We start from the raw sequence: 10,614 nt of genomic DNA, 5'->3' as shown, positions 1-10,614 counted from the left end.
CCCATGAACCCGATACCAATGGTTCGCGCCTCCACACGCTTCTATCAACCACACAAGCCACCTTAAGGCCTTGCCACAGTGGACACATATTGAGCGCCTAACCCCTCTCGTGTGGATCACCTTACCCCACTCATCAATCCCACACAGTTGAAAAACCCCTTTTGCAATAAATACCAACACCAAGTATTTTAATATCTTTCATGGCCCTGCTCCTTTTTTTAAAAATAGAAACTCTATGTTGGCGCATTATAACGCCCTCTTTAAGGAGGGGCACTTTTCATTAGGTTACTTAGCCACTGGGCCCGCAAGGTGGTATAGAAAACCTACACTTCTAATCGCATCCTAAATCCATCGTTAACTTGGTTTAATTGAATATGTTTTGTATTTTGCATAGAGACCCAGCTTATGGATAGCTATCGCTGAGTACATTATGAGAAGAGAAAAAATCTTAGAAAAACGCCAATTAGAGCAATTAGAAAGGATTTTTGAAAAAAAGAAATTGTATCGACACCCGAAGATTTTCAAAATGATTATCCGCGACTGCTGGCGCAAGAGCTTCGAGATGCAAGGTCTTCTGAAGAAGTATTAATCCGAATCTGGAACGATAGAAATACAAAACTAGATGTTTTTGAGCTAAATCCATGGGTCGATATTTTTGGACAATGGAAGGCCTATAAATTGAGATAAACGGTTTTTTATCGAGCCGTAGACGCCAACATAGCCAATGCTATTATTACTTATGCCAATATGATGGCAGGCTGCTATAAAAATGTGCTATTTCGAGGAGGTTGAAAGCCTTTATAATCGCTATCTGTAGGCGGCGCCCTCGTTGCGCGACCGACGAGTCGCACGCTAAACATGATGTGCATGTTTATAATGCGATGCTGGATAGTTTAGGGACTCAAAATAGAGGCTCTAATGCGCTGAGTTTACTTAAAGATATTGATGCTGAAAACCCTGTAGATATCGTATCGCGCCCATTGGGGGCTGCAAAAACTAGCTCGTTTAACGAAGCAGAGACGATCCGGATTAAACTCTATAACAACAGGATTCGGGTAGAGGTTTTGGGATGGAACTTTGAAATCGCTAATAATCTTTTCGCAGAACTTCAGAGAGGTAAAAAAGCTGATTGTACTACCTATGTTAATAGGCTGTATTATATTAAAATGAAATTTTATAAATAAAGAACATAATGGACACAAGCCCCTGTTTCATAAATTGAAATGCTTCTTACTGAGATTCCCGCCGAACACAAAAAAGAGGCTGTTATTCAAGCCTTACTAATTGTACTAAATCGTATTGCCGAAAAAAGTGAGGGCTCCGCAGTAAAAATAAAGTGCTTTGAACTTGCAAAAAAAGACTTTTTTGGCTGGCAGGGCCTCTTCAAGTGGAAGAACTCCAACAAACTTCCCATAGAGTCTTTTAATGCTCTTTTTCAAACTTGTTATATAAATTGGTTTTGGCAATGTTTGAAACCTATTCGTATTGCAAAGGGAAGAGGGAGTGAACACGAGTCAAGGTATAATAAAAATTTTAGCAATGATCTCAACGTTATTAGCATTGAGGAACTGGTTAAAGTAGTTTGTAATTTTTATAAAATCGATAAGGTGATTAATGTACGTGGCGCGGCAAAACTAATTTCAAAGCTGAAAATTATGAAAGATTTTGCTTTTGGCGAAGTTTTTTAAGAGAGTAAAAGAGATTAATTTTCTTGATAAAAGCACTTTTTTGTGGAGCAGTATTATCGATATAGCAATCTGTTTTAAGCAATCCGATGTTGTTTTAAAGCTCTTGCAAGAAGTATGGGAGTTTGATGAGGGACGAAGAGAAAATATAAATAGATTCTTTCTTGGGAAATCGGAGCGTTTCAATTTTTTGAAAATAAAAGGACTTTTAAGATGGCTAGCGCCGAAACCTTCTGTCATTTCCATTCCATCGCCGATTTCTTTTCTTGGCCATCGGTTTTTTTCTTATCCTATCTATATTTTCTTATCCTATCTATATTTATGGAGACGGAGTAACAGTACTATCCCTCTGTTCCTAATTTATTCCAATGAGTTGTTTCACTCAGCGAAAAGCAAAAGGAGTTTTTTTCATGAAAAATAAAATAGTGTTGCGCCAGTCGTTGGCTGTGAAAAATATTATTCCAGTGAGCATTTATGCTGGTCCCAGAGTAGATGATTCGACCTTGCGCAATGTAAAAACTTACCCAGCATTGATTGACATTCTTACTAATGACTTGCCTTTGGATGGTTCAGAATTAAATTGTTTAATCATAAAATTGCGTGATCTAAGGGCATTTGATTTCTGTTGGGATCTCTATTCCAGGGTATCTCCCTCTCTAGACACTTTTGTTCGTATGATCCGCGTGGCGGAAAAAGCGGGAAGTTTTAATGTCCGAGAAACCATTTACTCCGACGCAATGGGTTGACTTAGTTAGTTTAACTACGATCTACTTTATTATAGTGAACTTATGAACGCCCGATTATTCCTTCTACAGAAAATCGGTACGGCAGAGGCCGAAAAAGAAGCTATTCACTTTTTTCTTTCCTCCCTTAAGAGGGGTTGGTGTGATATCAGGGCATATCCCACCGTTGTGGGCGCAGTGAAACAATGGTTTGAAAGTGGATGCATTGATCCGTTTGATCCGTTTGATCCGTTCTATCAAGAAATCCAAAGTATCTTTTTCAACGGAATAATTCTTTTAGATAAAATTGACAACGCAGAAATTTCCACAGGAGTAACGTGTGAAGAACCGCAGTCAATTCGGATTGAGCTTTTCAATAAAATGCTGGAAGCGGCATCTTGTAATAGAGATTTTGAAAGAGTAAATGAGTGTTTTGCAGAATTAGAAAAGATCAACGGGGGTGACTACTGTACTTATAGAAATCTGATGTACACCCGAGCAATTCAATACCGTTACCAATCCCTTAAAAAAGTCGATAACGAAATTACTAAGGTTTTTGGGAAAGCCTATGAAAGGAGCTGGTTAGTCCCTTATAGAATTAACTCTTTTTTCAAAGCTCTAAAATATTATGTGGAACAAGGAAATATTAGAAAGGAAGTGAAAGAAACTTGCTTTTCCGATGCGAAAGCTGTTTTTGAGCAAGCGGAAAGAGTTTCTAATTGCTATGAATGGACTGAGTATTGGTTTATTGAGTTAACGGTAATTTGCGGGTATGAGGAGATTAGGCTTCCACTTATTGAAAAAATGATTAATTCAAATAAAGATCATGTGTTTAAGCGCTGGTTAGGGAATATTGAAGTCAATCCATGGCATTACATGGGGAGTGTGAGATTTACCGATTTCGTGAGTGATCAACTTTGGAAGGAGAAAAATAATAAACCGAAACTCTTTAGCCTGATTCATCATTACCTTGCCCACGGTAAAAAAGCCGTCAATATAAAGGTAATTTATACTTTAATTGGACGTTTGGGTAATTTTAAATACTATTTAGCTGAGTTTCTGTTTCTAAAAGTAAAGAATGACCCCCAACATCGTTACAATCAGAGATTGTTGGAGGCGATCATTAAGGTTGCGGTGCGAAAGCGAGCGAATTTGAATTTGGATATTTTGATTACGAATTTAATAGAAACGGCTCAAACTTCACCCAAAAATTTTCAAGGGAAATGTTCGATTAGGAGAAAACTTGTGTCGCGTGTTGAAAGCGCACTATGCTCATAATCCTGATGCGGAAGATCCACAGTTACTGTCCAAGCTCTACTGGTGCATTGAGGAGCTGTGAGTTTCGATGGGTGATTTAAGTCGAGCGTACAGAAACCTAGGGTTTTTTCATCGACGTCTCCCTGCATATCCCAAGGAAGAATATAAACACGAATTTAGTCTTTAAATTTTTGATTGTCGCTTTTGCAGCTTGGAAATAGATTGTGCTTTGGCAATCGCATCAGAAATATCCATGTGTAACTGACGGCTAATTTGTGAAGTAGTAAAAATTCCCCGCAGGACTTGGTGAGAATCATTTTTGTTATTGATGATTAAAGCATACTGGGTGCGCAAACCTTTTAAAGTAATGATAATGTTTCCTACTTTCGCGTATTCCAGTGTGTGCATGTCAAAAGCGCAGATCTGATCCAATGGCGTCATGACCATTTTAACTAACACTTGGTAACGTTTAATGCGTTTTTCTTGGCTAATTTTAATGGGTAGCTGGCCTAAAATTTCTTCCGAACTGACGACGCCGATAATATGTTTATTATCATCTTGTACCAGCAGCAAGTGCACTCCGTGGATTTTCATTTCATTAAGGGCATCGTCAATCGGTTTATCCGGATGCATCACATGGGGTGGCGTTTGATAAAAGTCAGTCATCAGCACAAAAGCAGGGTCGTTTAAATGAACCAATTTAGGTAATTGGCGCGAGCGCAAATAAACATTCCCAGAAGACAGCGTAATCGTTTTGAGTGGTTCGTATCGAGCCATATTAATATTAATGCTCCCCTATTTTAAAGATAAATTGACGTTTAAGGATGCCGTACGTTTACCATTCCCTTTGTGGATCATTATTCCAAAGATCGTCGGGAGGCACAAGAACGTATCGAAGCAGAGAGCTTCAATAAAGTATTCCTAAAATTGATTTCTGTGCGGGAATGTCCAACTCAAAATTAAAATTACTGTGGGCGGTAGTAGCCTCAGCTCCCATTTTCTCGTCATTATGCTAGAATCTTGGATATTATAAATCGAGGATGAATGATGAAAAAGCCGAGAGCTTGTTGTATAAAGCGGTATTACGAAGTGACAGAAGCTGATCTTCCGCTTTCCTGTCCGATGCCGCAGGATCGCCTGTGGGACGCTCATCCGCGTGTTTATCTTCCTATTGAGCGTGAAGGATATGTGACTTGCCCTTATTGTGAAGCCAAATATATCCTCAAAAATTTTAAGGAATCTAGAGCTTATTTTAAGGAATCTAGAGCTTAACTTATGAATAGCAGCAAAAAAATTTTGATCGTGGGCCCGACTTGGGTGGGTGATATGGTGATGGCACAGACGTTATTTATATGCTTAAAGCACTGTTATCCCGACGCTCAAATTGACGTCCTCGCGCCAGCGTGGACTAAACCGTTGCTGGAAGGGATGCCGGAAATCAGTGGTACGATTGATTCACCTTTTGGCCATGGGGAAGTGCGATTAAGGGAGCGCTATCGCCTGGGTGTCGCTTTGCGAGAACGAGGCTACGACCAAGCCATTGTGCTACAAAATTCGTATAAATCCGCATTGATCCCTTATTGGGCCAATATACCCCAACGCACCGGCTGGGTGGGTGAGATGCGTTATGGATTGCTAAACGACATTCGCCGGTTAGATAAAAAGCGTTTAGCACTGATGATCCATCGTTACATTGCTCTTGGATTGGGTCAAGGTGAACCCCTACCCACAGAGTTGCCCTGGCCTCAATTGCGGATTTCACCGGCCAAGAGAGCCACCGCGTTAAGTCGATTAGCGCTGCAAGAACCCGTTGCTCTGTTGTTGGCCCTATGCCCAGGGGCTGAATTCGGCCCGGCCAAGCAATGGCCGGCGGAATATTATGCTGAAGTTGCCAAAAATAAATTGGCGGATGGATGGCAGGTATGGATATTTGGATCTTCAAAAGATAAAGTGGCTGCAAATCGCATCGAATCGCTAACGGGAGGCCGCGCTCGAAATTTGGCGGGTGTGACGACACTCAGCGAGGCTGTCCATTTGCTTTCATTGGCGTCGGGGGTGATAGCTAATGATTCGGGTTTACTCCATGTAGCCGCTGCTTTAGACCGTCCGGTAATCGCCGTGTATGGTCCCACGACTCCTTCATTTACGCCACCCTTATCTAAAAAAGCCGAAACAGCTAAATTGGATTTACCGTGCAGTCCGTGTTTTAAACGAGAATGTCCCTATGGGCATCAACAATGCATGAAGTCGTTGAAGCCCGCTATAATATTGGAAACGATGGAAAAAATGAATTACGTTTCGCTCTGATTTCCCTTGTAAGAGTGGAGCAGGGTTTCTATATTTTCTCTCTCTTCTTCTGGCAAAGCCGCTATTTCTAGCGTTGAAAACGCGAGTGTTTTGTATAATTCTAATAATTTTTTATCAGGCAGTGCGTAAAGATGTTTAAGAATGGTATTGATGTCACCCCGTTTAAGAGGCCCTGTGAGCGATTTTGCAGGGGATAAAGTGGTTTCGAGGTTATTAAGCGTTCCTTTCATCAGATCGATAATCATTCCGAGCGCCATTTTCTCTTCAACGTCGGCCTCCTTCAAACAGTGCGCTGCCGTATTCGCGATAGTCACGAGATAGTTGGAGGCGAGAACGCCCGCCGCATGGTAAATGGCTTTTTTCTTAGCGCTAATGAGAAAAGTGAGAGAGCCGATCGCCGTGAAAATCTCATTCAAAAGAGGTATTGCTTGGCTGTGGCCTTCGAGAGCGCAGTAAGTCCCCTGATAGCGTGAGAGGACCAGCTTGGGGACAGCAAAACTTTGCAGGGGGTGGACGCTCGCGGTGAAACATCCTTTCTTTACAACAGAAAAAAGAATTTCGGAAGAAAGCGATCCACTGCAATGTAGGATAATGCTGGCCGGTTTTAGATTTTTGCTTCGTGATAGTTGTTGACAGCACGGTTCGATATAATCGTCGGGAGTGGCTATTACCGTTATGTCTGCTGGCGGCAAACTTTCAATTGTATTAAAAGCTTTCCCTTGGCCGATAAATTGAGCGGCCTTTTCGGCGTTTTTAACCGTTGCATTGCAAACGCCCTTAATGATTCCCGCTTCATGTGTTACCACAAGTCGGGCAATCGTTTTGCCGAGGCGGCCCGCGCCGATAATATTGATTAGCGGCTTCTTCATGCCGCTTGAAAAGAACGCAGTTTTTCTTCAGGCTTCCCTGTCCACGCCGCTTGTCTTGCGGCCATTTCTGAGAAAGCGACCCCTAGAAAAAGAGCGTATAAATGAAGTTCCGTGGTGTCGCTTAACCACGAATTGCCTAAACAACCTATCATCATGCCAATCAATAACGCTTGCATGAAATAGTGGTAATCGCTCGAAAGCGAGTAACTGTATTTCCATTGAATTAAGAAATTCACCAGCAAAAGAAAAACACCGACAATGCCGAGTTCAATACCAACGTTTAAATAACCATTATAAGAGAGACGCATATCACCGGTGACCTTGGTTTTCTCGGACGGCAATGTCGCGTAAGCCGTGTGGAACCCGCCGGTACCATGGCCAAGCCACGGCCGTTGCTTAAAAAGAAAATAAGCGTTTTTTATAGATTGAATACGAATGCCAACAGAAGTATTAGCTTCTCCTTTTTGATAGCGTTCGGTGTTTTGAACCAGTTCTGTAATCCGCGATCTAAACTGATCCGAAAAGTGATACGCCAGGCCGCTTAAAAGCACAGCCATAATGAGAGCGCCAAGGAGGCCGCGCCACCCAAAATGAAGCCCGCCGCTAAACAAGAAAAGAGCAGCGAAAATAAAATAACCAGAACGTCCGTCATTAATAAATAGGGCATTAAAGATCGCGGCAAAAGCGAGGATTCCATAGATCCGACGGTTGAGCCATTTATTAGGAGTTCTCAGCTTAAAGGTAGGTGCTACCGGGGTTAAAGATCGATAAAGAAAAATAAAAGCGGTGATAACCATTAAGAAGTTTTGAATAATATGATCTTTAAAAACGCTACTTTTCCCAAAAGGAGTAGAGAAAAATAAGAGCGGATTAAAGAAATATTTTATATAGGACAAACCGAGCGTAATAGTCATCGCAATAAGAAAAGCATTCAGGATATAGCGTCGCCAAGGAGGCTCACACGAAAATCCAATTAAAATAACCGCACATAAGAGATTGCTCGTTTTGGAAAATTGATGAAAAATATCCCAGTTTGGCGCAATAGAATAGAAAGCCGCGATAAAATAGAGCGCTATAAATAGTATTAAGAGAATTGCAACTGGGTGTGACGAAATCACACGCCATTTCTTATGCCATGGATCGCTGAACAAACTGAGAAGCGTCGCGATTGGGAAGAAAATGCAGGTGGTTGTCGTTGAAAGAGGCACAGAAAAGGCGGTAGCAGCCAGAAGGACCTCTGTCGTTTTTCTTACTCTTTGATATCTTGGTCTAGGGGCTTCCTGCATGATTTCCTCTCGAATAAACATTAGAATAAAGCGGTTACTATAACATAAGGGCGAGAGGATTCACTATAGATGCGAGAGCTTCATATTATCGAGCCTACCTTGGCGGATCAGACAGGCCATTGCCATGCGTATGTGCACAGTCTGATTCAGGCCAATGCCGCTTTTAAGTATGACCTTCATGTATGGCTGAACCGACGGGGGTGCACTCTTTATCCTGGCGCGCGTGTCCGCTTTCGCCCTTACTTTCGACATCGGTGGCGCAAGCTGCAAAAATTTTTTTGTTTACGTTCCTTACTTTGCTCTGGCAAAACCATTTTTATCCCAACGGCGGGGCGCATTGATTTAATTTACCTAGATTGGCTTTTGAAAGAGAAAAAATACGAGGGGAAACTGTTTTTGCATTTCCATCAATTTAAAGTTTCCGAAAAGAAAATGGCGCTGCTAAAAAAGATAGCCAAAAAAAATCCTGAATTTATTATGATGGCTCCTACCGCAAAGTTACTCACTATTTTCCAAGAAAGTGGGTTTCAACACTGTGAACTTGTGGCTTGCCCCACTTACGGGGCTCCTCTTCGTTCTTTGGAGGAAAATTCGTTTAAGAAAGTGGTTTATGCCGGCGCAGCCCGAGTGGATAAAGGATTCCCAGAGGTAGTTTCTTTTTTGGAATATTTAGCCGAAAAAGAAAAGAGCTTACCCATTGAGTTACAAATTTCCCCTCCTTTTTCAGGTCGTTATGATGAGAAAAGCAAGGCCACCCTGTTACGCTTGGCAAATATTCCCTTATCAAAATTAATTATTCATGATCGCGCGCTTGACCAGGCAGATTACCAACGATTATTTATCGGCGGCATAGGCCTTTTAGTTTATGATGGAGTGAGTTATCAGGATAAATTTAGCGGTGTTACTTTAGATGCTTTATACGCTGGCTGCCCTATTATTACTGTCAATAATACCTGGATGGGTGAAGTTGTGGAGCGATTTCAAGCTGGAAAAGTGATAGACTACCGATCGCCTGAGTGTATTTATGAAGCGTTATGTTTAATCCGTTGTGATTATGCGCGTTTCCAAGAAAATGCAAAGCGTGCGGGGAAAATCCTCTCTCGAGAGCACGATCCCGCGAACACGTTAAAAATCATCGATAAACACAATATTTAGAATGAACCCGCAGAACAAGGAAGATGAGTAAGACAAATTTATGAATAAATTATCCGTTTATATTATCGCTTATAATCAAATAAGCAAAATTGAAGACGCGATTAAAAGCGTTTTGTGGGCCGACGAAGTGCTTGTCGTTGACTCGCACAGCACCGACGGAACTACCGAGCTGGCAGAAAAACTAGGAGCACGAGTTGTCCAAGTGCCTTTTCGCGGTTTTGGTGATTTACGTAATCAAGCTGTCGCTGCCTGTCAATACGATTGGATATTTAGTCTTGATTCTGATGAATGCTGCACGCCCGCGGCGCGCGATGAAATTCTTTCTATCATTAATTCAAATAATGCTCTGGATATTTATAAAATACCGCGTAAAAATCGTTTTATGGGTCGTTGGATTAAGCACGGCGGTTGGTATCCTGATTATCGTCAACCACAACTCTTTCGAAAAAATGCGCTCACTTATGTTCCCGATGTCGTCCACGAAAACTATCATTGTCACACCAACAAGTCCATGGGTTATTTAAAAAATCCTATTTGGCAGATCTCCTTCGAGGACTTATCGGAAATGATGCACAAGGCAAACCGCTATTCGACACTTGGTGTTGACCGACTTAAAAAAAAATATGGGAAAGCTTCTATGTTGCGAGCCATCACCCACATGAGCTGGACTTTTATCAAGGTCTATATTGTCAAGTTCGGTTTTTTAGATGGCTGGCCCGGACTTGTGATCGCAATGGGACACAGCTACGGCGCATTTTACCGGTATGCTAAATTTTACGAGCAAGAGCGATGTCAACGGATCTAATTCGTCCTGCCAAGGCAATCAGACCAAAGCTTAAAACAAGCGTTGCGGTTTTGATACGATGCAAAAACCCTACGCCATCATCCTTGTGCGAGATCGTCCTCAGAATTGTTCAAGAATACGGAACTCTCACAGTCAAGACGGTAGGATCTAAGCCAAGAGGTTAAAAAACATTCAATGCATTTTTCTAAGCACCTTAGCTTGAATCCTGTGCCTTCGGCCATGAAAGTCATCTATTCTTCTATACTTCCGGTAGACGGCCTTTCGCACTGGGTGCGATTAGAAGTGTAGGTTTTCTATACCACCTTGCGGGCCCAGTGGCTAAGTAACCTAATGAAAAGTGCCCCTCCTTAAAGAGGGCGTTATAATGCGCCAACATAGAGTTTCTATTTTTAAAAAAAGGAGCAGGGCCATGAAAGATATTAAAATACTTGGTGTTGGTATTTATTGCAAAAGGGGTTTTTCAACTGTGTGGGATTGATGAGTGGGGTAAGGTGATCCACACGAGAGGGGTTAGGCGCTCAATATGTG

General features: G+C 41.8%; 10 protein-coding genes and 3 pseudogenes. 9 read left to right on the top strand and 4 right to left on the bottom strand.

Annotated features, from left to right (window positions below; all coding sequences use genetic code 11):
- A pseudogene (locus OWO34_RS07500) lies at positions 1-202 on the bottom strand (IS110 family transposase); the annotation flags it as partial.
- 661 nt (positions 203-863) lie between these two features.
- Here OWO34_RS07500 and OWO34_RS07495 point away from each other — a divergent pair.
- From OWO34_RS07495 to OWO34_RS07485, 3 genes and pseudogenes are all read left to right on the top strand, one after another.
- Positions 864-1,184, top strand: a complete 321-nt coding sequence (locus OWO34_RS07495; protein WP_267257077.1) for a hypothetical protein — start codon at positions 864-866, stop codon at positions 1,182-1,184.
- Between the two features lie 39 nt (positions 1,185-1,223).
- Positions 1,224-1,688, top strand: a complete 465-nt coding sequence (locus OWO34_RS07490; protein WP_267257076.1) for a hypothetical protein — start codon at positions 1,224-1,226, stop codon at positions 1,686-1,688.
- Positions 1,689-2,095: 407 nt separating this feature from the next.
- A pseudogene (locus OWO34_RS07485) lies at positions 2,096-3,851 on the top strand (CBU_1665 family Dot/Icm T4SS effector).
- Here the strand turns inward: OWO34_RS07485 and OWO34_RS07480 are convergent.
- Positions 3,848-4,441: a CBS domain-containing protein gene (locus tag OWO34_RS07480; RefSeq protein WP_267257075.1), complete on the bottom strand. Its 594-nt coding sequence runs from the start codon at positions 4,439-4,441 to the stop codon at positions 3,848-3,850. The pseudogene OWO34_RS07485 and the gene OWO34_RS07480 overlap by 4 nt on opposite strands.
- Positions 4,442-4,513: 72 nt before the next feature.
- On the opposite strand from OWO34_RS07480, the gene OWO34_RS07475 reads away from it, so the two are divergent.
- The 3 genes from OWO34_RS07475 to waaF all read left to right on the top strand — a co-directional run bounded on the left by OWO34_RS07475 (position 4,514) and on the right by waaF (position 5,971).
- A complete protein-coding gene (locus OWO34_RS07475; RefSeq protein WP_267257074.1) occupies positions 4,514-4,627 on the top strand; it encodes a hypothetical protein in 114 nt (37 codons plus the stop codon).
- An 81-nt stretch (positions 4,628-4,708) separates the two neighbouring features.
- Positions 4,709-4,936 carry a zinc-finger domain-containing protein gene (locus OWO34_RS07470; RefSeq protein WP_267257073.1) on the top strand — a complete coding sequence of 76 codons (228 nt, stop codon included), beginning with the start codon at positions 4,709-4,711 and terminating at the stop codon, positions 4,934-4,936.
- A gap of 3 nt (positions 4,937-4,939) precedes the next feature.
- Positions 4,940-5,971 carry a lipopolysaccharide heptosyltransferase II gene (gene waaF, locus OWO34_RS07465; RefSeq protein WP_267257072.1) on the top strand — a complete coding sequence of 344 codons (1,032 nt, stop codon included), beginning with the start codon at positions 4,940-4,942 and terminating at the stop codon, positions 5,969-5,971.
- Here the strand turns inward: waaF and OWO34_RS07460 are convergent.
- Together OWO34_RS07460 and OWO34_RS07455 are read right to left on the bottom strand one after the other, a co-directional pair.
- Positions 5,956-6,840, bottom strand: a complete 885-nt coding sequence (locus OWO34_RS07460; protein ID WP_267257071.1) for a Rossmann-like and DUF2520 domain-containing protein — start codon at positions 6,838-6,840, stop codon at positions 5,956-5,958. The genes waaF and OWO34_RS07460 overlap by 16 nt on opposite strands.
- Complete coding sequence (locus tag OWO34_RS07455; protein WP_267257070.1) at positions 6,837-8,147, bottom strand: O-antigen ligase family protein; 1,311 nt, start codon at positions 8,145-8,147, stop codon at positions 6,837-6,839. The genes OWO34_RS07460 and OWO34_RS07455 overlap by 4 nt, the downstream gene beginning before the upstream one ends.
- 48 nt (positions 8,148-8,195) lie before the next feature.
- Here OWO34_RS07455 and OWO34_RS07450 point away from each other — a divergent pair, with 48 nt between their 5' ends.
- The 3 genes and pseudogenes from OWO34_RS07450 to OWO34_RS07440 all read left to right on the top strand — a co-directional run.
- The gene (locus tag OWO34_RS07450) at positions 8,196-9,281 is read left to right on the top strand and encodes a glycosyltransferase (RefSeq protein WP_267257069.1); all 1,086 of its coding nucleotides are present in this window, start codon (positions 8,196-8,198) and stop codon (positions 9,279-9,281) included.
- Positions 9,282-9,321: 40 nt separating this feature from the next.
- A complete protein-coding gene (locus OWO34_RS07445; RefSeq protein ID WP_267257068.1) occupies positions 9,322-10,086 on the top strand; it encodes a glycosyltransferase family 2 protein in 765 nt (254 codons plus the stop codon).
- A gap of 409 nt (positions 10,087-10,495) precedes the next feature.
- Positions 10,496-10,614: pseudogene (locus tag OWO34_RS07440) on the top strand (IS110 family transposase); the annotation flags it as partial.

The organism is Coxiella endosymbiont of Ornithodoros maritimus, from assembly GCF_907164965.1.
Classification (GTDB): domain Bacteria; phylum Pseudomonadota; class Gammaproteobacteria; order Coxiellales; family Coxiellaceae; genus Coxiella.
Note: the sequence above shows the minus strand (reverse complement) of the source record. Positions and strands in the feature narration are given on the sequence as shown.